Below are 23,860 nucleotides of genomic sequence, written 5' to 3'. Positions count from 1 at the left end.
CTAATTATATTGAATGAGCCGGAGGTGTGCTGATGGATGACTTAGTTCAAAAAGTTATTGAAAAGTTGAAGAAAAGACAGGCTTCAAATAAGATTCTTTTCTTTAATGAATTGCCATCTCCACCGGACAAGCAAGTATTTATTGATTATGGCTGTGTCATTTTAAAAAATGTTTCTGTCCAGCTAATAAAAGATTTGTATTCGTTGAAACGGGATAGTGCCTGGACTTCATGGATCCTAAGTGGATTGAACTATGATGTTCAATTTTATATCCAAGTCAATGAACCGATCGTTAATTTTATTCCACGAACCATGGTCTTGGACTGGCCAATCAATTTTATCGTTGGTCGAAATTCGCTTATTGTAGCCAACTATAATAAGATTATTTCTAGAGGAGAAATAGCCGCATTGCCGGATAACGCGCTTCTAATAAAAACTGCGAGTCAGACGTTAACGGATGAGGGCTTGGAAATCTGTAATAAGAAGAATATCAAAATAAAGATTAGGACTGATGAAAATTGTATATGGCTAGAGTGATTGGTAGTGTTGTATCTACCCAAAAAGACCCATCGCTGGTTGGAAAAAAGTTAATGATTGTTCGCCCAATTGACTCAGATCAAAAACCGATTCGGTTTGAGCAGGTTGCCGCTGATACGGTTAACGCTGGAATTGGTGACAATGTGCTGGTTGTGAGAGGTGCAGGTGCTCGACGAGCTGATGGCGATTCTCAACGGGATGCAGCAGACGTAAATGATTGTACAATTGTTGGGATAATTGACCGTTTTGACAAGTAGATTGGTATTAAGGGGGTAGTCTGAGTGGCTATTTATACCAAAGGTGGTGATAAAGGTAAAACAAGCTTATTCGATGGCCTGCGGGTTGAAAAGGATTCAATTCGAGTTGAAACCTACGGAACCTTTGATGAACTTAACGCCAATATTAGTTTGGCCGATAAATTCTGTAAAAGTGCAAAGAATCGCAAAATTTTGCAGGCTGTTGAATATCGAATGTTTTATCTTCAAGGTGAAATTGCGACGAAGGATACGGAGAAATTCTTAAACCAAAGTCAAGCAATCACTGATGATGATACCCACATGCTGGAGCGGGTGATTGATGAGTATACCAATGAATTGCCGCCAATTCGGAGCTTCATTTTACCGGGGACCAGCATGGCAGGGGCCCAACTCCATATTTGCCGAACTGTTTGTCGTCGAGCAGAAAGATCATTTGTGAAGCTGGCTAGAGATGTTAAGTTCCGTCCGGAATTGGAGAGGTACATCAATCGACTTTCAGACTTTCTCTATATAATGGCGCGTTCCGAGGATTATGAAGATCTAATCAGCAGCGTGACTGAGAAAGTTATGAAAATTTATTCAAAAGTTGAGGACGTGCGTAAAGATGGATGAAGATCAATTAAGTGAAGTTGTTAAAAGTGTGATTCAAAAGCAACAGACAGATTACTTTTCCTTAGATCGAATGGAAAAAGTCATCAGGGCCGCTGTTAAAAGGGCCGGTGAATTCAACATTGGCATCACGATTGTCATTATGCGAAATGATCAGGTTGTTCAAATGAGTTATCACATGCCTAATGCAATCCTAGTCAGCAGTACACTGGCTCCCAAAAAGGCGTGGACTGCCTTGGCGATGCAACAGCCGACCATTGATCTTTCTAAACAAGTTCAGCCTGGAGCGGAGCTGTACCAGATTGAAACGATGATGGATGGTCAATTAACGTCATTTGGCGGCGGTATCCCACTTAAAGTTGATGGCAATATCATTGGTGCCATTGGTGTCAGTGGCGGGACTGTTAAGCAGGATCAAGCAATTTGTGAGATCGCTGTTGATATGTTTACGAGGGAGTGTGACTAGGACATGGATCAAGGAAAAATTGAGGAAGTTATTCGTAACATTATTGCCCAAGAAGTCGGAAATAATGCAAGCCAGAAGTCAGCCGTAGCAGCCAAACCCGCCCAAAATGATGGCGATATTTCGCCGTTGTTAAGAGAACTGCGGGATTCTGTTCAGGAGAAAATTCAAGCTCAATCTTCGGATTCTGATGCTGACAGTTCTTCTCTTTTGGATGGCATTACCAAGGATGTTAAGAATCGTTTAGGTTAGCGAGGGATGCTCTATGAGCCGTGATATCGAACGAACAATCCAGGAGTACGTTCCGGGCAAACAGGTGACGTTGGCACACATTGTGGCTAACCCAACCCCTGATATTTATGAAAAGTTAGGAATTCAAACTCCCAAGAACGCACTGGGAATATTGACCATTACGCCCAGTGAGGCTGCAATTATTGCTGGTGATATTGCCACTAAATCCAGTAATGTGACGCTTGGATTTATCGATCGATTTAGCGGTTCCGTCGTGATTGTGGGTGAAGTCGCTGAAGTTGAATCCGCCTTAAAGGACGTTGTCAGTAAATTGCATGATCTTCTAGGTTTTGATATTCCTAGAATTACGAGAACCTAAACAAAACCAGGGGCCCAGTTTTTTGACCGTGGCTCTTTTTTCAATCAATCGGTGGGAAGGGCCTGCAACCCAAAGCAGGTTTGCCACTTGAAGCAGAGTAGAACCGGTGATTTGTCATCTCAGGAGGGGTGGGTCAATGCACCACACACAAGAAATCAATTTAAAGAACGCTTTTAATTGTCGCGACTTAGGCGGCTATCAAACTCGAAATGGTTTAATGGTCCAACCGAAGCGGCTGATTCGTGCGGGGTATTTATCTGATTTGGATATTAACGATCAGCGGATGCTTTATCGTTATGGCGTTCGAACGATTATTGATCTGAGATCTCCAGTGGAAGTTAGGGAGTATCCTGATCATTATGATTGGCGGACACAATATCTAAAAATTCCAATTTTAGAACAGGACCTCACCGAAAGTATGACCAACGTTAGAAATCTAGCGGGAAAATTGACTGACAAACGGGCTGGGTTTCACCAGATGATGCGCATTTACGATCAGCTGATTACCAGCGATGAAGTCCAGCAGGCCTACCGGCAATTCTTTTTAACTCTCCTCAATGTCAATCCCGGGGGAATTCTGTTTCATTGTTCAACTGGTAAAGATCGGACCGGGATCATTTCAATTTTGATCCTCGCGATGCTCAGAGTTCCTGATGAAACCCTTAAGACTGATTATCTGCGCAGTAACCGGTTTTCTGCAGTGAGAATCAACAATCGACTAAATGAAGCCAAATTGGCCAGCAATAATTTAGCTTATTTGAAGTCGATCTTTGATCTCTCAACAGTGCGAGAAGATTACTTTCAACAAGCGATTTCAATGATTAACGATCGTTACGGTGGTTTCGATTCTTACTTTCATGATCAGTTGGGGCTCGACGAAGCGTTTTTATTGCAAATCAGGAACAAATTTTTGGCGTAAACAATGCCTAATTGATTTTGTTGATGATCTAAAACTCGAATAGAAAGTGGTTTTGCATTCTGAAGGGCCATTGCGATCCATATTTTACGACGCTCATGTGATTGTAAAACCGCGTACATAAATATTGTTGTTCCATCCATTCAATTCAAAGGAAGTGTGAGTGATGACAAATATTGGCGTGTTGGTTGGAAGCCTCAGTCAACGTTCTTATAGTCAAAAGATTGCGAATTATTTGATGAGCCAACATCTTTCGACCACGTTCGTTCAGGTAAACTTTGAAATTTTGCCTTTGTACAATCCAGATCTTGAGAAAGAACCATTGTTGGAGTGGCAAGTATTTCGAAGCGTGATTGATCAAATGGATGCATTACTCTTCATCACTCAAGAATATAATTTGTCAATTCCTGGCGGACTAAAGAACGCCATTGATGTTTTGTCCGTTCCATCCCCAAAGCCGCATATTGCGCATAAGCCGGCGTTAGTAATTACCGATTCTTCTGGCGCACGGGGTGGGGCAAATGCAAATATTCATATCCAACAGTTGTTGCGGTACATCGGAATGAATGTCATGAATGATTTTATTACGGTTGGCAACGTTCACGAACAATTTGATTCTCAGGATAGACTTATCAATGAGCAGGTTGGTGCTCAGCTTAATGGCGCCATTAAAAAATTTATTGAATCTGTTGACAGCCAGCATTAGCATGCATACAAAAATGGGTCCGAAAGTCGTTAGTAAACAACGAACTTCGGATCCATTATTTTTATTTTTTCAGATAATCGATTAGTTGCTGGACATTGGCACCAGTTTTCGCTGAGATCTCGAATAATCTTTTAGCCCCGGCATCTCGCAGCCGTTCGGCAACCAACTTAATTTGCTTGTCCGTTGCAATATCAGTTTTCGTGACGACGCCAATCGTTTCCTTCGTGAACATCGTGCTAAAGCCCGTTGGCAGGACAATTCGCGGATCAGTGGCGCTCTGCATTAAGACGATGACGTCGGCTTCAATTGCGGTGGTCATTAGGTTTGAATACATCGCGCGGTGCTCGACATATTCACCGGGCGTGTCAATGACATTATTATAAAACTCAATGGTTTGGGTTTTGTTGTAAGTCATTTGTAATTCGTTGAGTTTCTGAATAAAGGACGTTTTGCCGCACCCAATTGCGCCGATAAACATTGCCTTTTTCACTGACCTTGCCTCCAGACGGGATACTTACCATTTCGCTTTACTTAATCGTATAAACCGAATGCCCCTTCAAAGCCTGCCGATAAGCAGCCGTTGCCAAGTTCACCTGACCGACACCGATCAATTGGCTGGTAGCGCCCTTAATTGAACCGGTCTTGTTAACGTAGCCAAGCATTGCCCGAAGTGGGGAAGCGGCTTGCTTGGTAGTGAAGTATCCGTTGGCGTACTTCACAGTTGCCTGCTTCGATGATAGTGCGATGATTGCTTCGGCGGTCGAGTTGGCGTTAGCAACCGTCTTTCCATTGAAGACGTAGCCGTACGCACCAGATGGGGTTACGTTAGCTTTTAAGTAGGCCTGGCCCTTTGCCAAGGCTGATTTAACGGCGCTTAATGATGACTTGCTGTGGGCTAATGCGGTGATGGCCATTGACGTGGTATCACTGTCAACGCTGGCAGCGGTATTGTTGTACGCCCAGCCATTGTTACTTTGCTGATCGGCAACCAAAGATTTTGCCAAACTGGTGATGGAGAACTTGGCGTTTGATGGCCGTTTAAATGTTGATGACATCGTGAGGGCCAACAGAACCTGACTCTTAACATTTGGCGTTTGCTTACTCATTGATTGACGGTACAAACCAGAGACCAGGTTCACCGTCTTCTTGGCGCCCGCTGGCTTAAACTTGGTGGGGTTCAGGCCAACTGCTTTCAAGCCCTGAATCGCATTGGCGTAGTCGGCAGCAGTACTTTTTGAGTTGATGACCAAGCTTGAAGCAATTCGCTTCTTTTGGGTGGTGGTGAATTTATACCCCCAGCCCTTTAACCCAACCAGTAAATCGGCGTAACCACCAGCTGCTCCGGTCGTCGGGTTGGCTTTGCGGCTGAACAGAGCGGTTGTCTTGCCGGATAACCCGGTCTTATTCTTGATGACCATGTTCTTTGCATAACGGTAATTGACTTTGATCTGACGGTTTTGGTAGCTACGGCTGGCAGTTTTAACGCTTGCTGCGTTGGCTGTAAAAGCTGGGGCAACGCTGCCAAATCCAAGTAAGGTTGAAGCCGAGATCATGAGTAATTTTGAAGATAATTTCATTGGTTAATCCATCCTTTTCTAGTGATCTTTATCCGGTAAAATGTTGTATTTGGTGACTAAACGGTGAAACAACTTTTCCCATGGTTTGTAGAATAACGCAACCAAAAAGACATTGAAGGCCGCGTGAAACGTATCGAATGGGAAGAAGCTTGCCGCAAAGGCCAAGATGAAACTCTTGAGGGTTAGCGGAGATACATAGGCTAGGGCGTACCAAAGATCCATAATCCAGCCAAATAAGTAACCCCAGACCCCAGCGAAAATAATCATGAAAATTAAGCTGTGAGATAGGCGGGCTTTCATAAAAAGACCAGCTGTTAAGCCCATCAATCCCCACGCGACCATTTGCCATGGGGTCCACGGCCCCTGACCCATAAACATATTGGACACAAGCGCTGTTGTCGATCCGGTAATGAATCCTAATTCCGGTCCCAAACTCACTCCGCTTAAAATAATCACGAAGCTGGCTCCCTGGACGCCGGGGATTGCTCCCAATGGCACCCTGGTAGCAACTGCCAAGGCAATCAGCACCGCGATAAACATCAACGTTTGTGTACTAATGGGATCGTGTTCGAAACGCCAATAGGCGGGTAAAATACTACAGATTAAACACATAAAACTAAATAACAGATAGTGCTGTCCCTTTAATAGGACAATGAATAACAGAAAAACAGCCATTAAAACTAATGCAATTAATAAGCGATACCGTTGCAACAACGATGATTGTTTCAAGTAACGCTCACCCCCTTTCAAGGTAGTTAATGAGCTTCAGGTCGCCCGGTAGAAGGGCGTCGCGGACCTGATCACGGACGATGCGATTAATTGGCGTGGTAAAGAAAAAGTTGTCGGCAAAAAATGATTTTGTGGGTAACAGCGTATTAAGATGACCAGCAAACATGAAGCCGCACTGGTTGGCAAATTTGGCACAGAATTCCATGTCGTGACTGGCAGTGATGATGGTCATCCCGGCTTGCTGGTACTGCTTCAACAGATTGCCAACCTGAATTTTGGTATAGGGATCCAGCCCCTTGGTTGGTTCATCCAAAACCAATAGATCAGGGGTCGCCATCAGCGCAATTGCCAACCCGACTAATTGTTGCTGGCCGCCGCTGATGTCAAACGGGTTTTGGCCCTGAATGGGGTTTAAATGCAGCCGTGCGATCATCTGATCAACCTGGGTCTGCGGATCTGATAGCTTTAGTTCGTTCGCCTGAACGACGAGTTCATCACGAACAGTGTCACTCGTAAATTGCAGGCTTGGGGTTTGTGATAGAAACGAAAGCTGACGGATTCGCTGGGCAATCTTGATTTTCCAAACCAGTTGATGATCGAAATGGATTTTACCATGTTGGGGGGTCATCAGCCCGGTAATCAACGACAGCAGGGTGGATTTGCCAGACCCGTTTTTACCGATAATTGATAACCAAGTCCCGCGATTAACGGATAAGTTTAGATGCTGTAACACGTTATTTTGACCGTCAAAACTAAATGAAATATTGTTGACAGTTAGAATTGATTTCTGATCAGCTTTTGGGGAAAATGCCGGGGTGCCGGGAACTCCTTGAAATTTGAGATCTTCCTCGCGAATTGCCTGCTGAGCGGCAGTGACCGAAATTGGCAGGTGAGGGACTTGAACGTGATTTTTAATGAATAGTTTTGGAATTGATGGAACGAAGAATTTTAAGTGGGGATCAGCAGCCATTTTCTCTAAGCCACCCTGCGGCGTGCCATCAAATGTGAGCTTGTGGTTCTGCAGGAGAAGCATGCGGTTCGCCATGGCCGCCACCGTGCTTAACCGGTGTTCGGTCAACATTATTGTAATCCCTAATTCTTGATTAATCCGCCCTAAAACGGTTAAAAAATGTTGCGCGGTGAGCGGGTCCAACTGTGACGTCGGTTCATCCAGTAGGATTAATTTAGGCCGGAGAATCAGAACGGATGCCAAATTGACAAGTTGAAGCTGCCCGCCGGAAAGCTGGTGAATTTGACGGTTCAGATTCTGATCCAGCCCAAGGAAATTAGCCAGCTCGGTAATTCGGCGTTCAATTTCACTGCTGGGACAGCCAATATTTTCCAGTGGGAAAGCGAGTTCCTCGATGACCGTTGCCATTACCGGCTGAGCCTGAGGATCCTGGGCAACGTAGCCGATGGTTTGCGCGCTTGCCAGTTTGGCCATTTCGTGAATCGGGTTTCCAGCGACCATGACGGTACCTGTGCGCGTCCCTTGGGGCATTAGTTCCTTTTTAAAGTTGTTGAGCAGGGTGGTTTTGCCGCTACCGGTATCCCCGGCGATGACAATGAAGTCCCCCGGGTCAACGGTGAGATTGATGTCATCTAAAACGGGGGTTGGCTGATCCGGATAGGAAAATGTAAGGTGTTTGACGGTGACTAATTCGCCCATAAACGGTAGACCCCCTCTGATATCAGTGGTAATAAGAACAACAGGACTGTGATAAGGATTGGCCAGCCATCGTTGACCATGAAAATGGTTGTGAAACTGGCAACCGACCGGCTGGCCCCCATTGACACAACCCGCAGACTGATGCCCGTAAGCAAAATGGCTGTTGCTAAGCTGATGAATGTGACATCGCTTAGCTGCCAGTGATACGAGCGATAGTGAGTCCGTTTGGTGGCCCCAAATCCCCGGGCGTCCATTAAGTTGGCGGTTTCCATTGCCGAAGATAGTGAATCTTGCAAGAGAATTTCGAAGATATGAATCATCTTTTGAGTTCGAATTTTCAGAGAACCGGTGCTCGCATCCACGTTTCGGGTTCTCTGTAACCGGAGAATTTGCCGAAATTTAGTCGTGAAATTAGTCACAAGGGTAAACGAAATTGTCACCAATACTGCCAACCGCGGGGCAATTGGCGAAAACACATAGATGAGTTTGCTGGGCGTCAGAACCCGGTTCAACACTGAGAAGACAAACAGCATTGCGATCAGGACGATTGCCATCGCAATGCCGTACAAAAATGCGGGGTATGAGAATTGAAACGTTAGAATTCCCCATTTAAAATGCCATAAAATTGGTGGAAACTTTTGGTTAAGCAGGGTATTAAAAAATAAAATTAACAATAAAAACGACAGCCCATACTTGAGTTGGCGGGCGATTGAACGACCGCCAAGGTAATAAGCCCCCATTATGATAAGGGCAACAAATTCTGCCATGGCAACGGCCACGTGATTAAACAGCAGCAGGCAGATAATCAGCTCCGTAAAGTACAGCGTGAGGGCCACCGGATGGACTTGTGAAAAAAAGGTCATCGCAATTGGGGTATGCTTCATGAAAAATCCCGACTTTCTAAGGGTTAGTAAGCCCTTCCAACAGTATATCATCGTTGCCATGGCCGGTAAATGACATATATTGTGCAGCAAATGGTATTATTTTGAGTTGATTAAAAAAAGTTGATGTTGCGGTGATTTCCGCGAGCCCGCACCTCCCAGCACCATTAAATTTCAGGATCTTGATGATTCTTGAGAGGCCTTAGACAGGATTTCCTTGTGGCAATTATCATGTAAGATCTGCTAAAAACGGATTAAGAAAATGTTGGAATCTTAATTCATAAAATTTTTGAAACAAACAGAACTTTTACATTGTTTTTACACCAAATTTACCGGGCTCTGTTACGCTATTTCTTGAACAAATTCATCCAAATAAAACCGAGGTGATCACCGCATAATCACATTTCCTGAAAACTTTTGAAAAACAATTGGTAACATCCTTCAGTTAACCACCCGAAGTGGAAAAAGTCATCCGCGTCGGGTGTTTAAATTGGCTAAATTTTTCAAGCATATTATTATCTCCCTCCAGAAGCCCCGCGCTATAATATATGTAGAGAGAAGATATAATAAGTTTCCAAGAATTGACCAAGGAGGAATGTTTTATGCCAAAGACTTTAAAGAATTTGCTTGCAAGAACCAGTGAAAGAAAGAATCGTCGTTCAGGAACCTTGAAAGATGATTTGAATTCACGTCTTTTCTGGAACTCGGTTTTAAAAGGTGATCAGAAGTAATTATGATGGTTAATTTAATAAATCGTCGATGTTTATCCTCGCTGGCTGTGATGCTGAGTGGGGATTTTTTGGTGAGTTGATTTTTGACTTTGCGGCCGGCTGCGACACACTGGAAAGGCGTCTGATTGGCCCCGGCACTGGGATATTGGCAACTCATGAACCAAGAACTCGGCTAATCGATCAAGTGCCCCGAAGCCTAAGTGTTGTTGGGCACTTTTTGGGTTTACCAGTGCTAAACTATAATCGTTAAGAAATCAAAGGGGGGATTGTCACTCATGGACGAGGTATTATTGTTAACCATTATTTTAGCAGCGGTTGTGTTGGCCAATATTTTGGCCCGGCACGTCACTAAAATTCCGCTGCCATTTTTCCTAATCTTTTTGGGAATTTTACTTGCCGGGTTACCGGTTTATAAAAATTTTCACCTCGACCCATCAACCTTCGCGCTCGCAATTATTGCCCCCATGCTGTTTAACGAAGCCCAAAATAGTTCCCGGCTGTGGATTGGGCGGTCCATTTCCAACATCTTGTCATTAGCGGTTGGCCTGGTTCTGGTCAGCGTTTTGATTGTGGGAACCGGACTGCACTTGATTTATCCGGTTTTGCCGATCGCTTTGGCATTTTCACTCTTGGCGATTGTCACGCCAACCGACGCTTCGGCGGTTAACTCAATTTTTGAGGCCAATCCAATTGCTGAAGAACAGGCGGGTATTTTGCAGCACGAATCGCTGTTTAACGACGCGGCCGGCATTGTGCTCTTCGATATGGCCCTCACCGCGTTTATTTCGGGGACCTTTTCAATGGAGCTTGCTGTCTGGACGTTCCTGTGGGAGTTCCTTGGCGGCTTGTTGTTTGGGAGCGCCATCGGGGTTGTCATTGTCAGCGCGCGGTTATTTTGGATTCGCTATAACGATGATACACCGCTGATCATGGTGCTGATTCAGCTGCTGACGCCTTTTTTGGTTTATTTGTTAGCTGAAAAAATGGCCTTCTCCGGGATTTTGGCCGTGGTGGCCGCTGGACTGGTTCAGGGATCGGAGCGTGACAAATTGCGGCTGACGTCGTCGCGGATGCAGCTGGTAACCAGCAATGTTTGGGAAATTGTGTCGGGGATGCTGTCAGGAACCGTGTTTGTCCTCTTAGGGCTATCCTTACCGGAAGTCATTACCGCAATGCACGTATCGGCCAACCCAAACTTTGGCGTTTACAGGCTGATTGCCCTGGGTCTGTTCATTTACTTCTTGAAGGGCATTATCCGGTTGGTCTGGACCCGTTATTTGTTGAAAAGGCGGGTTAAAACGAATCAAGAATGGCGTGACAGCATGGTGATGGCCCTCAGTGGAGCGAACGGAACCATTACGTTGTCACTGGCGTTTTCAATGCCAAACATGGTGAACGGCCAACCCTTCACCTTTCGGGGACCGTTGATCTTCTTGGCGGCGGTTGTCATCCTGACGAGTTTGATTATGCCCACCATTTTCGTGCCGCTGTTATTGCCAAGTCAGGAACAAAATCAGCCGCGGTTCCGCTGGGTGCGACGGATGATTCAGGCAGCTATCAGTGATTTGGTCAAAGAAAAGGAGCACGCTGCCGAAGCTCAGATTGTCATCGACTCGCTGCAGCAGCAGTTGGTTTTGGACAGCACGCCCAATCTGCGATTACGCCGGCAATTGATGAAGGAAAGCCACGCCGTCGAATTAAAGGCGGTCCAAAAACTGCACGCCGACGGTAAGATCACCGATGATGAGCTGACGTACTATACCCAGTTTCTGAAGCTGAACAACTTTTCGGCCGACGAAAAAATTTGGAAGAATGTCATGCTGCGAATTCGATTCAGTCTCCACATTGGGAAACTCTACAAGAACATGGATCGAGCTCAGGACGCGTTTCTAACTGCCCCGGTGGTTCTTAAAGAAGTCTACTGGCGGGAACAATTTCAAAAGCATGGCGAAGACATTCTCCCAATTGAACAGGTCGGGTTCGATGCGGTCATGGACTTCTTGAAAAATAAGAGTGGTGATTCCGGCGTCGAGACCAACATGGTCCGTCGATTCTACCGCACCCGTCACCGACGGATCCACGGCAAGGATGTCGACGCCGATATCGTTTACCAGATGTTCATGCGCGCCTTTCACAGCGAGTACGAATTAATTCAGGAGTCATTGGCCTCTGGTAAAATCGATTCGGCACTGGCCGAGAAGCTGCAGCAGCGGATCTCGATTGATGAAATGACTTATTTGCAGAATATGGAATTGTTTAGTGAGTAGCGGTTTGTCAGAATAATAATTAATTAATGTAGCAGCATAATCTTGCAGCGCTTCATTAGATAGAAAAACTGAGGCAAATTTTCCAAGAAAACAGAAAATTTGTCTCAGCTTTTTTGTCGGCACTTTGGGCTTTTAATCGAAAAAGCCAAATATATCCTTGACCGCATTCATCGCTTGAGTGAGTTCTGCGGCATTGACATGATCAACAATCTTGCCGGATTGGGCAATGTAGTCGTAGCCTAACAAACTCGTTAAAATAACATGACCTTCTATCTTATGAGAAGAAAGCGCAATCTGAAAAGGTGCTTTGATTCTAGTCGTATGGGTGATTGGAAAGCCAACAATCATCCCTGTTCGTTGATTGTAGGCCTTATCGCTTACGACCAGCAAAGGTCTAAAGGTTTTATTAGAAGCTGGATTATGACCACCATATTCATGACCTGCATGCGGCTCACTGTCAATCCAGATAAGATCGCCTTGTTGCGGAATATCGTTAATCATTCCAAATATCCTCTCGTCCAACCGGCGTGCCATTATCTCCAATATTTTCAACTTCCATTGCTTTTCGAAGATCATAATTTGTGTCTGCACTGAAAATGTTATGGCGAACTGGTAACAAACTGATGACCCCGTTTTCATCTTTGATTGGTTCGAATTTAACATTTTCCCCGACGTTAAACGAAGCTGGAATGGTCACCATAATCGAGTTGCCTTGACGGCGTGTTTTAACAGTCATTACTATCACCTTTTCTAGACGTAATTATATATGTAATTACATACGAGTTCAAGAATCTTATAGCAGTAAGTTTAGATATAATCTCAGCACAATTTTACAAGTTAAGATTGTCACATCTCTGATATTTTGACTTGTTCTTTCTTGCGTATTTGCAGGACCGGCATCGGTTTATGAAATTGAACCAAAAAACGATTTATGTTGATGGGACCGGGCTTATGTATATCGAAAGGTCATCTTGCACTGGTGAACGCGAGTGCTTGATGGCCTTTTTGAGTTGCAAATATATTTAATTTTCGGATGGCTTTTCATCCGGAACGTATTCCAAAATATCACCTGGTTGGCAATCCAGCACTTCACAAATCTTGGACAGGGTCTCAAAGCGGATTCCCTTGGCCTTGCCGGTTTTTAAGATTGAGAGGTTGGCCGGAGTAATATCAACACCGGCCGCCAACATCTTTGAGGTGATTTTGCGGTCGACTAAAACGCGGTCCAAATTGACTTGAATCATATTATCGACCTCCTAAACAATTTTGTTGGCGTCATCTTGTAAGGCAATCCCTCGTTTAAACATCACGTAGATGACGTAGACAACGATCCAGATCATCCAGCGACCGCCAGACGATTGATCGGATAGAAGACCATTCATATTCAGATTCCAAATATCGTTAACGAGTGCGCCGAAGAATTGAAGAATGATTGCGCCAGCATATGCCCACAGGACATAGCGGATGAATTTCAGGTTACGGGCTTCAAAGTAAATATTGTGGCGAATGTTTTCAATCAACCGGAAAACTGAATATGAAATCAGGGCCATGCAAGCTAACAGGGCCAGAACCAAAATTCCAGCCAAAGCTAGGACCCAAATATCCGAGAGATGAGCGCTAGGGTAACCATACCGGAGCATGCCAAGAGCTGATGACGGGTGAACGAGCATTACAATTGCAATCACAATGAAGACAAGCGCGACGGTAACGAAACCAATGGTTAAGGATGCGACACTCAGGATGCTAAGCACCCATAAGACGGTCAAAAAACCGTTGGAAAAATTCTTTGTCATATTAATCACTTTCCTTTCGATGTTATTGTATTACGGAAATGTGTTATTGTAAAACAATAATTACTTTTTGTGAAAGAATAATTTTAACTGACACCGAGCATGGATCAATTAGGAAAATTTAAGAGCGAGTGTCCCTTGTTCAGTGGTTGGATTAATGATTAATTACTAATCCGCCACCAAGTGTGGTTTACCAATGGTCATGATATCTTAAGAAAAAATTTTCGTAATACAATAATAAATTATTGTCTTGCAATAATTTTTTTCGCAGTACAATAACAACGAAAGGAAAGTGATTATCATTTTTGAGAAAAACGCTAATCTGTTTGCTGACGGTTTGGATGTCATTGGTCCGTGAGCATCATTCGAAGCAGTTGTCATTTTTGTTGTTGGGCTTCTTGTCAATGATATTTTCAGTCTTCAAGCTAATCTCCAATAATCACTGAAGGGTCTGGCTCAGGGTGCTCAATTTGAAATATGGGTAATCAATCCTCAATGGACACGGGGCAGCTGAGTCAGTATTTTCAATTTCAACTATATCAACACGGAAAGTAAATTAAAAATCGGAGATGACCTAAATTGATCAAAAATAGAATGCAATTCATATTTAAGCTCGAAGCCGTTCTGGCATTCATCATTATTGGGGGTGCCTTCCTGCTTAAAAGCAGTAGTTTGATGACGCCACGGAAGGAAATCATCATTGCCGGAATCTTATGTTTCTCTGCGCTCTTGCTTCAGGAAAGAGTGTCGAATCGGTTTGTTTTGGTCACTAATAATTTTTTGAGACTCATCTTGGTTGCATTGTTCCCATTCACGGTAATGACTGCAATATCAATTTTGGCACATCCGCTTATTGGCACTCATAGTTTCCAAAAATGGCTGGTCCTTATCATTTCATTCGTTGTTTTCATAGGGGCCATTATTCTATACATTCAAAAGGTTCTTCGGCCAACGGCCGGGATCACCATGCGGATACTGACTTCGTACGTACTCATCAGTTCGTTCACGTTTATTGCGATCACTTCAAAGACTTTCGGATTCCCGTTTTCCTACACGGTACCACTTGTGCCATTTGCGATTATTTTGATATTTGGCATTTTGATGTACGTGATGAAATTGTGGGGGTATCGGTTACCTCGATGGGGCATCAATTCAAAGGTTAATTATTGGTGGTTGTTTCTGGCGATTATTACCGCGCTTTTAAACTGGGGCTTAACTGCGGGAAGTTGGTCACGATTATTTGGTCATTTTGATTTAGCCGTGGCGCAAACAGCCATAGTTGGGATTGTGTTGACGATTGTTTGGACTGGATTAAAAGAGGAATTTATGTTTCGCTATTTGACACTCTGGCCGCTTCTAATGATGAAAATTAAATCTGATAAAACGCGGGTCCTGGTTGCCATTCTCATCAGTTCAACAATATTCGGCCTTTACCATGCATCCAATGTCGGTCATCAGAGCGTTCTTGAAACATGCCTTCAAATCTTCGCGGCGTTTGGGGTTGGAATGGTCTTCAGCGTGATTACGCTGTATACGGGAAATATTTGGATAGTTGTCGCCTTGCATTCAATGATTGACTTGATTGGCTATCCCATCACCAACAGTGGACCATTCTCCGGATTGGTATCGGCTTATGAAATTGAATTTATCATTATTACCCGGATTATCGAATTAGTGGTTGTCTTCCTAATGCTGGGTAATCATAAGGTGCAGGCGGCGATTAAACAGACACTGGCAAATATTAGAACCCGGTAAGTCTTGGTATCTGATCCAATATTGTTACACAGTGGTGTCCCTAACAGTTATTTTTGATAAAATGTTGCACTTAGTTTGACATTCTCTATTAAAAAGGGTCTAATCCCTCATTCGTCTTTCTACGGATGAAAGGTTAGACCTATTTTTTTGCGTTAAAAATGAATCAATTTTAGAAGCAGGCTTCTTTATTCAGTCGCTTAACACATATGGCTCAGTGATTATCCCCAGTAAACTGACGTTTCTTAAATTTACCCGGGGATACCCCAACATAGCGGGTAAATGCCCGGATAAAGTTACTGTAGTTGCCAAAGCCACAGGTATCGCAAACATCCGTGACGCTTTTTCCTTTGGTAAGCAGTTCTTTTGCCAGTGTCAGTCGTTTTTCAGTGATGTATCGGTGAAGTGATAATCCCATATAACTTTTAAAAAACCGGTTTAGATAGGTGGGACTGACGTAAAAATATTTACTGAGGACGGCCAAACTGAGATCGTTTCTTAGATGAGTGTCGATAAATTCAATAATCTGGCTCAGTTGTGAAGGAATGATGTTGGTGGGTGCTTGTTTAACCTGATCAACTGTATTGGTAAGAAGAAGGATCTGTGTAATTAAGATGCGCTGGTTAAGATCACTTCCATACGCGTCACCTTCTAGTGATGCAATTAATTTGTGGATGAGTGCCAAGTAGGTCGTTAATTGTTCGTCAGTTAGTTTTCTGATGCTGACCTCTTGATCCTTAAATAAGTAAAAGCACTTTGATAAATCAGTCTTTGAGGAGGATAGTCGGTTGACTAAGTTGACGTTAATGTTAAGAAAAACGCGCTCATAAAAAGCCGAACTGGTGGTAACAGCTCGGTGCCAATGACCATTGGGAATCGCAATTAGGTCACCAGGAACCAATGGGTAGGCGGCCGATTTGGTATAAAAGGTTGCGTCACCACCAACAAATAAATACAACTCGTAATGATCGCTGTGTTGGTGAAAGGGGCTATCGTGATTTTTATCACGATTATGAAAGCAGACGATGTCTTTGGTGAGGGTCCCATCCAGGGGCAATTTCACTTGATTCATTTAATCACTTCTCTTTTTGCAATAAATCATGTCCAAAATGCAAAGAACATTCCATTAAAAACGCTTACAATTTTAGTGTACAAAAGATTTAAGTCAGAGTAAATAGCCGATACATCTGAATTGAACTTTTTTGAGTTTATTTTGTGAAGAGAGGGGGGATGTGAATTTAAAAGCAAAATAAGAGTTTTCCACTAATTGTAAGCGAATACAGATAAACTAATTTGCAGCTGATTTGTATTTTTAAGCTAAGGTTTTTCAGATAATTTTTTCAGAGAGGGGCAAGTCGATGAGAAGTAAATGGAGATTGTGCGTTTTGACAGTTGTCTTTTTTGGAATCTCGTTTTTGATTGGCGCTAACCGCGCGTCTGCCAACACCACCTTTCAAGATGAATCAGCGGCGCTATCGCTATTAAATCAGAAAGGACAAGCGATTGTAAATGGGACGACACCTAAGGTAAGCGATAGTAATTCGACACCGTCGTCAGATTACTCCACAACTTACTATATTGATTCGATAAATGGTAACGATAATAATAGTGGGAAATCTCCTAATGATGCATGGAAAACGATTCGCCGAGTGAATAGTGGAACAGATTTTACAAATGATCAGATTTTATTTCGGGCTGGTGATTATTGGAGCGATGGACCGACCCTTTCTCCAAAAGGTCATCATTTCAAAATTAGTAGCTATGGAACTGGTGAATATCCGAAGCTTGCCGGAAATGGACTAATTCAAGACGTTATTCGAATAAATAATGAGGACCACGTTGAGATATCAAATTTAGATGTGAGTAACACCGTTTCTGGTGCTAATGGTAAGGATGGAACAAAACTCAAGGCTGATTTGAAGGGCATTCACATTACCGGAGCGGATCAGGGAACGTTATCGAATTATTACCTTCATGACCTTTATGTTCACGATGTAACTGGGACGGTAGCTTGGATTAATGGATCCGGAAAGGCTCCAGAAGGGGCATCATATCAAAACGGCTGGAATGGATCAAAGGACAGTGGTGGAATTATTTTTGACATTCAAACACCAAGCCGACCTGATTCTAAGCCAACCGTGTTTAGGGATGTAACAATTTCTGATAACGTTGTTAACGATAATTCGTACGGTGGTATTACGATTAAGCAGCATGAAGGCAAAGCAGATCATGCATGGGCGTCCCGTGATGATGGGACTGAAGAGAATGGTTACCAGTCGAAGAACTGGGCACCACATAGTAATATTACGATCAAGAATAATTATATAGATCAGTCCAAGTCCGACTTTGCCTGTGATGGGATCTATTTGACAAGTTCGAAGGATTCAAAGATTCAAGGTAACATTACAAAGGGCACCGGTACAGTTGGAATAGAAATGTATTACTGTGATCATATTACGGTTCAGTTTAACGATGTTTCTGGTGCGGTGCGTAAAGCTGGTGGCGGAGATTCCGCTGGAATTGACCCTGATCGGGAAACAACGAATATGCTCGTTCAATATAACTACATTCATGGTAATGGGGATGGCATATTACTTTGTGGATTTGGATATGGGACATCGGTTATTCGCTATAACGTTTTAAAAGATAACGCTGTGCCAATCCCAGGTTATCAAAAAGGACAAGCGGGAATTTATTACGTAGATCTTTTTGGCGATTCGGGAAAACATTATATTTACAATAATGATTTTTACAACACCCGACAGTATCCTAAGGCGACTTTTATTGGTAGTGCTCCAGGAATGAATAATACAAAAGATCATGCATTTGTTTTTAACAATAACTTCTTTAGCACGCAAGATAGTCCTGATTTAAATCCATTAGTTGGTAGAAGGGTATCATACAGCCATAATAATTACTTTGGTGGGCCTTTGAAGCCGCTTGACGGAGAAGCCAATGCATTAAAAGATGATCCAATGTTTAAAGGCCAGCTTGATACTAATCCCCAATTTGAAGACCTGGCTGCTCTCAAAATAGCTAATAATTCGCCATTAATAGGGAAGGGAACGGCGATGGAACTAACCGGTTTGAATGTAGCCGTTGCGACAGAAGACTTATTTGGAGTACCCATTTCTACAAATCCTAGTATTGGCGTTTCAGAGCCTATGAATGTGGCTCCAGCAGGAACGACACCATCATCAACGTCATCGAGTTCGACGCCGTCTTCTTCAGTAGCAACACCGGCACAATCTTCATCAACAATCAGCTCATCTAGCAGCATATCTTCTGTTCCTGTTGATAAGTCGAATCGCCCAATGGCCAAAAATCGAATGGCACCGTTTAAAGTGTTTGCCCGTGAGCATTTCTATGAATATCGCAAACCAACTTTTAAAGTAACAAATAGAGCGAAAAAGGTCTCCAAGCATACGATTTTGATTGTGGTAAGCGTGACAAAGTCAGCAAATGGATTTCGGCGTTACCAATTAAGCAATGGTCGCTTCATTACCACCAATTCAAAGTTTGTCAAGCGGCTTTATTTCGCGACAAAAGTCTCAAAGTTAAAAGTGATCAACCATTCTGGGATTTTTAGTTATCATAGTCTCAAGTTCTTGCGTCAGAATCGAATGAAATTCTATAAGTACGGTAGTGTGCTGCATATCAGAAAAGTTGTTCGTTATGGATTGACCACGCGTCTGAAATTGTCGAATGGTAGTTACATTACCGGCAATCGGTTATTTATTGATCACTATTAACAGCTTACGGTAAATCGCTCCCAAACACTGATATATTAGAATTTCAGAATAGTCCGCTATTTACGCTGAACATTTAAACTTAACAAAGGAGTGTCGCAAAAATGGATTCAAAAATGACTAATAAGTCACCTCAGCCAGTTCATGATGGCTGGGATGAATATGCGAACAAAAAGATCTACCAACATCGAGGCAAAATTGGGATTACACGATCTCTAGGATTTGGGGTTTTCTCTTTCTTCAGTATCTCAATGCAGGGGCTTGTGGGCGCATGGCTCATGTTCTTCTACACGACTTTTTGTGGATTGAGCGCTGGTCAAGGAGCAACAATATTCTTGGTTGGCCGGATTGCCGATGCAATTGCGTCACTGTTTATGGGAAACTTTTCGGATGGGATTTACAAGTACAAGCTTGGGCGTAAGTATGGCCGACGCCACTTGTTTGTATTGATCGCCGCACCTTCTGTATTGGTTGCGATCTTTATGTGGGTGGCTCACATGAGCTTCCTGTACTATCTAATCACCTATGTGATCACAACGGTTCTCATGTCGATCTTACAAATCCCTTGGGAGACCTTACCAAATGAAATGACCAAGGACTACAACGAACGGACAACGCTGTCCACGACTCGGATGACGGTTGCCGGGCTTGGTAATATGCTTGTTCAGTTTGTTCCTGCTCAATTGTTCCGTTTCTTCCCTAAGACATCGCCTGAACCTTATTTGATTATGCAGGCAATGTTTTCCGGGGTCACGTTCTTCTTGATCTTCATCACTTACTTTACAACTTGGGAACACTTCGTTTCTAAAAAAGAAGCCAAACAGATTGCCGTTGAACAAGCCACCGAAAATGGTGGCAAGGGCCACAGCAACAGTTTGAAAGCCGAGCTAAAGAACTATTTCTCAACTTTTAGAATTAAGAGTTTCAGAATCCACATGGGGATCTATTTGAGCTCATACTTTGGAACAATTCTCTTTTCAACAACGTTTGTTTACTACATTGTATTTGTGCTTGGTAAATCGACAAGTACGTCAGGATTCCTTCAAAGTTTGAGTGTTCTCGCAATTCCGGTCACGATTATTGCCGGATACTTGATTACGAAAGTGACGCCACGGGCAGTTTATACGTTCGGCTATACCCTAATTCTCATAAGTTGTGCGTCATGGGCATACGTTGGATTAGCAAAGCCAAGTGCATGGATGGTTGTACTCATTATTGCGATGACTTGCTATGAAATTGGATTGGCTATTCTATACTTTGTTCCATGGAATATTTTCCCGTTCATTCCAGATTTGGATACATTGATTACTGGTAAAAACCGTTCTGGTTTATTTGCATCCGTTATGGTGTTTGTAAATCAGATTAGTCAGGGGTTGGCATCGGTTGTTGCTGGTTACTTGCTGGACTTTGGCGGGTTCCGTCAGTCAACTAGTGGTGCAGTGACCCAGCCGGCCAGTGCCACCAATATGATTCTGTTCATTGTTTCCGGTGGGGTTGGATTCATGATTTTATTAGCCCTGTTCTTTGCTAGTCGTTTCCATTTAAGCAAGAAGACATTTAAAGTGCTCGCTACTGAATTGGTTCGGCTTCAAAAGGGTGGCAGTATGGACAGCGTTGACCCCGAGACTAAGAAAGTTTGTGAAGATTTAACAGGCGTTGATTATGATTCAATTACAGTTTGGAAAAAAGGCACGTCAGCAACGAGCGCGAAAAAGCAGTAGTTAGTAATTGCTTGTAAACGAAAGGAAGATCAATTTGACTCAACATCCATTTAGAATTTCTCAAACAACAACGGTTGTCACAAGCGACGCGTTGAATCCGGTCTTAAAAAATGCTGCGATGATATTGCAGCGAGATATCAACCGGGTAGCGTCAACCCAAGCTGATGATAATACAATTTTGCTCAGGCTTAATCGGCAATCCACGCTTGCCGGAGACGACTATCAGATTTCACAAACAGATGGGACAACCGTTGAAGTCCTCGCCAGAACGCCAATTGGGGTGATGTATGGCGCAATTGCGATTTCAAGAAGCGTTCTTGGAATTGATGACTTTTGGTACTGGCTTGACGTGCCAGTTAGCCCGAAGCCAGTCATTGAAATGACGAACTTTGATTTGCACTTGCCAAATTATCGGGTTCCCTATCGTGGTTGGTTTGTGAATGATGAATTGCTGATTATGGGATGGAAAGACCATGACTCGAAGCCGTATGTTTGGGATCGGATATTTGAAACGGCAGTTCGGGCAGGGGTCAACGTCATTGTCCCCGGAACGGACGTGAATTCGCATACTTATCGGAAGCCTGCTCAGGAATTTGGGTTGGTCATTGCGCAACACCATGCTGAGCCCTTGGGAGCGCAGATGTTCGCCCGGGTCTATCCCAACCTTGAAGCGTCTTACATTAAGTATCCAGAGCTCTTCAAAAAACTGTGGCGAGATGCCATCTTGTCACAGAAGGGAACGGCAACTATTTACAGCTTGGGATTTCGGGGGCAGGGCGATAAGCCATTCTGGTTAGATGATGATAGTCGCGAGTGGACCGATCAAGCAAAAGCTGATGTCATTAACGAAATTATCCAGGAGCAATATGACATGGTGAAAAAGCTTGATCCGGGAGCCAAAACCGCGATTAATATCTATGGTGAAGTTACTGCGATGTACAGTAAAGGGTTGTTGAAAGTTCCAGACGACGTGATTGAGATTTGGGCGGACAGTGGTTACGGAAAAATGGTTTCTCGTCGTCAGCATCTGGACAATCCCCGTTCACAAGTCCTGGATGTTCCAAACCCTCATAATCGGGCCCGTGGCATTTACTATCATGTCGCATTTCATGACTTGCAGGCGTCGAACTTTTTAGGATTGTTGTCGAACAGGCCGAGCTTTGTCTCCAGCGAATTAATGAAGGTTCGTCAGCATAACATGGATACGCTCGAGTTGATTAATACGGGAAGTATTAAACCCCATATTTTGTACCTTCGTGAAGTAGCTAAGTCATGGTTGGCCAACTACAAGGCCCGTTCAGATCAAGAAATTCTAACCGACTATGTTTCCACCTATTACGACAAGCATCAAGCAGACATTGTCTGGTTGTATTCTCGCTACTGGGACGCAATTGTTCAGTATGGTGTTCATAAGGATGAAACTGCGGGCGATGAGTTTGCCCCCTATCTTATCAGAAGAATTATTAAGGCCTGGATTACCGCCGCACCAAAGATGAGTGATACCGGCTGGCTCACAGGATCTGCTAAGTTTGACGATGAACTTAAGAAAATTAATACGATGATATTCCCGAAATTTGCTGAATGGGATGCATTGCTAACGGACGTCAAGAAAATGCTGTTAGAGCTTAAGGGGCATGACCGTGAGCTGCTTTATAATGATTACTATTTGAGTGTCATGAATCAGGCTCAAGGATTAAAGGCACTAAACCTATTGATTGAGACTTACGCGGCATTCAAAGAAGCAAAAGTTCAGAAAGATTTCTTAAGGCCGTTTTTGTTAGCGGATGAAAGCTATCAAACACTAAAGGATGTTTTGGCTGCTCAAGAAGGCAATCCTGCGGGGAAATGGCGGGACTTTTACAAGAACGATGGTTATAATGACGTACCTTTAGCAGTAGAACAGCTGAAGTTCCTGCGCCACTATATTAGAACCTTTGGTGACGGCGACGATCAAGATGAATGGGAACGAAATTTCATCAAGGCGCCGAGTGAAGCACGTGTGATGACCTTATGGACAACGGCAAGAGAATTTTCTGATGATCAAATGGCTGCTAAGTTACAAGAATATTTAGTTGACCGCTTGTAAAATGATGGCTAGGAACGGTTATTACGAGAAGGGGCGTTAATGATGGACGAAGATCGAACAAGTTGGAAAGAGGCACTTAAGTCACCGGCAGCCTTTAAAACATTTATTACGAATTACTTTAAGGATCATGAAGAATTAACGGGTTCCTATAACATTCCGTCGTATTATGAGCATTACACTGTTCGCTTGGATAGCCATGACGGATTAGTGATTACTTTAATTACTGGGATGAATCAAATCGGAGCAAACGGATCGGCTGCACTGCCCTTTAAGCAAACGGAAATGATGTCAATTGAAGATTTTCGCAAGCTGATTCTGCATAAAAAATTTGCGGATCAGAATATGTCGCTATCTGATGTCTTTCAAGTAGTTGCTGGGGTTCCGGATAATAACGATGAGAACTAAGTTATTTGAGAATAGTTGATGAGACCCGAGCGTTTATAGATAATAACAGCAAAAATCAATGTTCTGATCATGATTACCAAATCCCTTACCATAAAGGGTTAAACCGCCAACGTTTGGCGGTTTTTTTTGAAGCCTAATTTAAGCGTCCAATGCTGAGCTTGGTGGGAAAAGTCGTCAATGCCGATGCTGGAAATCTTTTCATCGTTCACAAACGTCCCTTCGTGGATGACCCGGAGCGTTTTCAAACACCCCGAGCTGGTGGATTATCACAAACTCAATCAAAGTAACGCCGACATCATTGCCGCAAATCTTGAACTGCTGCGCAAAACCAGAATGAACTGATTTATCTTCCAAGAATTAATTTCACCAACCTGGCGGTACTGTACCCTGTCAAGTTGACACATTA

The 23,860-nt window shown here is 43.4% G+C and carries 25 protein-coding genes; 15 read left to right on the top strand and 10 right to left on the bottom strand.

The window, feature by feature from the left end; translation table 11 throughout:
• The first annotated feature begins 32 nt into the window (after positions 1-32).
• From pduM to FD47_RS07135, 8 genes are all read left to right on the top strand, one after another.
• On the top strand, positions 33-536 hold the full coding sequence (pduM, locus tag FD47_RS07170) for a PduM family microcompartment protein (RefSeq protein WP_054734287.1): 504 nt from the start codon (positions 33-35) through the stop codon (positions 534-536).
• Positions 524-793: a EutN/CcmL family microcompartment protein gene (locus FD47_RS07165; protein ID WP_054734289.1), complete on the top strand. Its 270-nt coding sequence runs from the start codon at positions 524-526 to the stop codon at positions 791-793. The genes pduM and FD47_RS07165 overlap by 13 nt, the downstream gene beginning before the upstream one ends.
• A 24-nt stretch (positions 794-817) precedes the next feature.
• On the top strand, positions 818-1,405 hold the full coding sequence (locus tag FD47_RS07160; protein WP_054734292.1) for a cob(I)yrinic acid a,c-diamide adenosyltransferase: 588 nt from the start codon (positions 818-820) through the stop codon (positions 1,403-1,405).
• Positions 1,398-1,868, top strand: a complete 471-nt coding sequence (locus FD47_RS07155; RefSeq protein WP_056980362.1) for a GlcG/HbpS family heme-binding protein — start codon at positions 1,398-1,400, stop codon at positions 1,866-1,868. Before FD47_RS07160 ends, FD47_RS07155 begins: the two co-directional genes overlap by 8 nt.
• Positions 1,869-1,871: 3 nt before the next feature.
• Entirely contained in the window at positions 1,872-2,117 is a 246-nt protein-coding gene (locus FD47_RS07150) for a hypothetical protein (protein ID WP_054734295.1), read from the top strand.
• A 13-nt stretch (positions 2,118-2,130) separates the two neighbouring features.
• Entirely contained in the window at positions 2,131-2,475 is a 345-nt protein-coding gene (locus tag FD47_RS07145) for a BMC domain-containing protein (RefSeq protein ID WP_054734297.1), read from the top strand.
• A gap of 136 nt (positions 2,476-2,611) precedes the next feature.
• A complete protein-coding gene (locus tag FD47_RS07140) occupies positions 2,612-3,394 on the top strand; it encodes a tyrosine-protein phosphatase (protein ID WP_054734300.1) in 783 nt (260 codons plus the stop codon).
• Between the two features lie 163 nt (positions 3,395-3,557).
• Positions 3,558-4,097, top strand: coding sequence for an NADPH-dependent FMN reductase (locus FD47_RS07135; protein WP_054734303.1), 540 nt, complete (start codon positions 3,558-3,560; stop codon positions 4,095-4,097).
• A gap of 61 nt (positions 4,098-4,158) precedes the next feature.
• On the opposite strand, the gene FD47_RS07130 is transcribed toward FD47_RS07135, so the two are convergent.
• The 5 genes from FD47_RS07130 to FD47_RS07110 are packed head-to-tail and all read right to left on the bottom strand — an operon-like array spanning position 4,159 to position 8,956.
• Complete coding sequence (locus tag FD47_RS07130; RefSeq protein ID WP_054734305.1) at positions 4,159-4,587, bottom strand: EutP/PduV family microcompartment system protein; 429 nt, start codon at positions 4,585-4,587, stop codon at positions 4,159-4,161.
• A gap of 37 nt (positions 4,588-4,624) precedes the next feature.
• A complete protein-coding gene (locus FD47_RS07125) occupies positions 4,625-5,674 on the bottom strand; it encodes a prenyltransferase/squalene oxidase repeat-containing protein (RefSeq protein ID WP_056980360.1) in 1,050 nt (349 codons plus the stop codon).
• An 18-nt stretch (positions 5,675-5,692) separates the two neighbouring features.
• Positions 5,693-6,403: an ECF transporter S component gene (locus FD47_RS07120; RefSeq protein ID WP_054734308.1), complete on the bottom strand. Its 711-nt coding sequence runs from the start codon at positions 6,401-6,403 to the stop codon at positions 5,693-5,695.
• A 7-nt stretch (positions 6,404-6,410) separates the two neighbouring features.
• Entirely contained in the window at positions 6,411-8,072 is a 1,662-nt protein-coding gene (locus FD47_RS07115) for an ABC transporter ATP-binding protein (protein WP_054734311.1), read from the bottom strand.
• The gene (locus FD47_RS07110) at positions 8,060-8,956 is read right to left on the bottom strand and encodes an energy-coupling factor transporter transmembrane component T (RefSeq protein WP_056980358.1); all 897 of its coding nucleotides are present in this window, start codon (positions 8,954-8,956) and stop codon (positions 8,060-8,062) included. The genes FD47_RS07115 and FD47_RS07110 overlap by 13 nt, the downstream gene beginning before the upstream one ends.
• 599 nt (positions 8,957-9,555) lie before the next feature.
• Between FD47_RS07110 and FD47_RS16085 the strand changes: the two genes are divergently transcribed.
• Together FD47_RS16085 and FD47_RS07105 are read left to right on the top strand one after the other, a co-directional pair.
• Positions 9,556-9,684: a hypothetical protein gene (locus FD47_RS16085; RefSeq protein ID WP_263849883.1), complete on the top strand. Its 129-nt coding sequence runs from the start codon at positions 9,556-9,558 to the stop codon at positions 9,682-9,684.
• A 275-nt stretch (positions 9,685-9,959) separates the two neighbouring features.
• Positions 9,960-11,951: a cation:proton antiporter gene (locus tag FD47_RS07105; RefSeq protein WP_056980356.1), complete on the top strand. Its 1,992-nt coding sequence runs from the start codon at positions 9,960-9,962 to the stop codon at positions 11,949-11,951.
• 132 nt (positions 11,952-12,083) lie between these two features.
• Here the strand turns inward: FD47_RS07105 and FD47_RS07100 are convergent, their stop codons facing one another.
• The 4 genes from FD47_RS07100 to FD47_RS07085 form a co-directional block, all read right to left on the bottom strand.
• Entirely contained in the window at positions 12,084-12,452 is a 369-nt protein-coding gene (locus FD47_RS07100; RefSeq protein ID WP_056980354.1) for a type II toxin-antitoxin system PemK/MazF family toxin, read from the bottom strand.
• Positions 12,445-12,687 carry a type II toxin-antitoxin system PemI/MazE family antitoxin gene (gene mazE / locus FD47_RS07095; protein ID WP_054734313.1) on the bottom strand — a complete coding sequence of 81 codons (243 nt, stop codon included), beginning with the start codon at positions 12,685-12,687 and terminating at the stop codon, positions 12,445-12,447. Before mazE ends, FD47_RS07100 begins: the two co-directional genes overlap by 8 nt.
• A 286-nt stretch (positions 12,688-12,973) precedes the next feature.
• The gene (locus FD47_RS07090; RefSeq protein WP_054734316.1) at positions 12,974-13,195 is read right to left on the bottom strand and encodes a helix-turn-helix domain-containing protein; all 222 of its coding nucleotides are present in this window, start codon (positions 13,193-13,195) and stop codon (positions 12,974-12,976) included.
• A gap of 12 nt (positions 13,196-13,207) precedes the next feature.
• Complete coding sequence (locus FD47_RS07085; RefSeq protein WP_056980352.1) at positions 13,208-13,744, bottom strand: DUF2975 domain-containing protein; 537 nt, start codon at positions 13,742-13,744, stop codon at positions 13,208-13,210.
• 576 nt (positions 13,745-14,320) lie between these two features.
• Here FD47_RS07085 and FD47_RS07080 point away from each other — a divergent pair.
• On the top strand, positions 14,321-15,496 hold the full coding sequence (locus tag FD47_RS07080; protein WP_225352832.1) for a CPBP family intramembrane glutamic endopeptidase: 1,176 nt from the start codon (positions 14,321-14,323) through the stop codon (positions 15,494-15,496).
• Between the two features lie 211 nt (positions 15,497-15,707).
• Here the strand turns inward: FD47_RS07080 and FD47_RS07075 are convergent, their stop codons facing one another.
• Positions 15,708-16,565: an AraC family transcriptional regulator gene (locus FD47_RS07075; protein ID WP_054734324.1), complete on the bottom strand. Its 858-nt coding sequence runs from the start codon at positions 16,563-16,565 to the stop codon at positions 15,708-15,710.
• A gap of 313 nt (positions 16,566-16,878) precedes the next feature.
• Between FD47_RS07075 and FD47_RS07070 the strand changes: the two genes are divergently transcribed.
• The 4 genes from FD47_RS07070 (at position 16,879) to FD47_RS07055 (ending at position 23,454) form a co-directional block, all read left to right on the top strand.
• Entirely contained in the window at positions 16,879-19,245 is a 2,367-nt protein-coding gene (locus FD47_RS07070; protein WP_056980349.1) for a DUF5776 domain-containing protein, read from the top strand.
• A 101-nt stretch (positions 19,246-19,346) separates the two neighbouring features.
• On the top strand, positions 19,347-20,963 hold the full coding sequence (locus tag FD47_RS07065) for an MFS transporter (protein WP_225425080.1): 1,617 nt from the start codon (positions 19,347-19,349) through the stop codon (positions 20,961-20,963).
• A 34-nt stretch (positions 20,964-20,997) separates the two neighbouring features.
• The gene (locus FD47_RS07060) at positions 20,998-23,049 is read left to right on the top strand and encodes a glycosyl hydrolase 115 family protein (protein WP_054734335.1); all 2,052 of its coding nucleotides are present in this window, start codon (positions 20,998-21,000) and stop codon (positions 23,047-23,049) included.
• Between the two features lie 42 nt (positions 23,050-23,091).
• Complete coding sequence (locus tag FD47_RS07055) at positions 23,092-23,454, top strand: hypothetical protein (RefSeq protein WP_054734350.1); 363 nt, start codon at positions 23,092-23,094, stop codon at positions 23,452-23,454.
• Positions 23,455-23,860: the final 406 nt, after the last annotated feature.

The sequence above is a fragment of the Lentilactobacillus parafarraginis DSM 18390 = JCM 14109 genome (genome assembly GCF_001435895.1).
GTDB lineage: Bacteria > Bacillota > Bacilli > Lactobacillales > Lactobacillaceae > Lentilactobacillus > Lentilactobacillus parafarraginis.
Note: the sequence above shows the minus strand (reverse complement) of the source record. Positions and strands in the feature narration are given on the sequence as shown.

What these genes read in the sequence shown, in the direction of transcription:
- pduM (WP_054734287.1), top strand. Translation starts at nt 33, where the DNA reads ATGGATGACTTAGTTCAAAAAGTTATTGAAAAGTTGAAGAAAAGACAG.
- FD47_RS07165 (WP_054734289.1), top strand. Translation starts at nt 524, where the DNA reads ATGGCTAGAGTGATTGGTAGTGTTGTATCTACCCAAAAAGACCCATCG.
- FD47_RS07155 (WP_056980362.1), top strand. Translation starts at nt 1,398, where the DNA reads ATGGATGAAGATCAATTAAGTGAAGTTGTTAAAAGTGTGATTCAAAAG.
- FD47_RS07150 (WP_054734295.1), top strand. Translation starts at nt 1,872, where the DNA reads ATGGATCAAGGAAAAATTGAGGAAGTTATTCGTAACATTATTGCCCAA.
- FD47_RS07145 (WP_054734297.1), top strand. Translation starts at nt 2,131, where the DNA reads ATGAGCCGTGATATCGAACGAACAATCCAGGAGTACGTTCCGGGCAAA.
- FD47_RS07140 (WP_054734300.1), top strand. Translation starts at nt 2,612, where the DNA reads ATGCACCACACACAAGAAATCAATTTAAAGAACGCTTTTAATTGTCGC.
- FD47_RS07135 (WP_054734303.1), top strand. Translation starts at nt 3,558, where the DNA reads ATGACAAATATTGGCGTGTTGGTTGGAAGCCTCAGTCAACGTTCTTAT.
- FD47_RS07125 (WP_056980360.1), bottom strand. Translation starts at nt 5,674, where the DNA reads ATGAAATTATCTTCAAAATTACTCATGATCTCGGCTTCAACCTTACTT.
- FD47_RS07115 (WP_054734311.1), bottom strand. Translation starts at nt 8,072, where the DNA reads ATGGGCGAATTAGTCACCGTCAAACACCTTACATTTTCCTATCCGGAT.
- FD47_RS07110 (WP_056980358.1), bottom strand. Translation starts at nt 8,956, where the DNA reads ATGAAGCATACCCCAATTGCGATGACCTTTTTTTCACAAGTCCATCCG.
- FD47_RS16085 (WP_263849883.1), top strand. Translation starts at nt 9,556, where the DNA reads ATGCCAAAGACTTTAAAGAATTTGCTTGCAAGAACCAGTGAAAGAAAG.
- FD47_RS07105 (WP_056980356.1), top strand. Translation starts at nt 9,960, where the DNA reads ATGGACGAGGTATTATTGTTAACCATTATTTTAGCAGCGGTTGTGTTG.
- FD47_RS07100 (WP_056980354.1), bottom strand. Translation starts at nt 12,452, where the DNA reads ATGATTAACGATATTCCGCAACAAGGCGATCTTATCTGGATTGACAGT.
- mazE (WP_054734313.1), bottom strand. Translation starts at nt 12,687, where the DNA reads ATGACTGTTAAAACACGCCGTCAAGGCAACTCGATTATGGTGACCATT.
- FD47_RS07090 (WP_054734316.1), bottom strand. Translation starts at nt 13,195, where the DNA reads ATGATTCAAGTCAATTTGGACCGCGTTTTAGTCGACCGCAAAATCACC.
- FD47_RS07085 (WP_056980352.1), bottom strand. Translation starts at nt 13,744, where the DNA reads ATGACAAAGAATTTTTCCAACGGTTTTTTGACCGTCTTATGGGTGCTT.
- FD47_RS07075 (WP_054734324.1), bottom strand. Translation starts at nt 16,565, where the DNA reads ATGAATCAAGTGAAATTGCCCCTGGATGGGACCCTCACCAAAGACATC.
- FD47_RS07065 (WP_225425080.1), top strand. Translation starts at nt 19,347, where the DNA reads ATGGATTCAAAAATGACTAATAAGTCACCTCAGCCAGTTCATGATGGC.
- FD47_RS07055 (WP_054734350.1), top strand. Translation starts at nt 23,092, where the DNA reads ATGGACGAAGATCGAACAAGTTGGAAAGAGGCACTTAAGTCACCGGCA.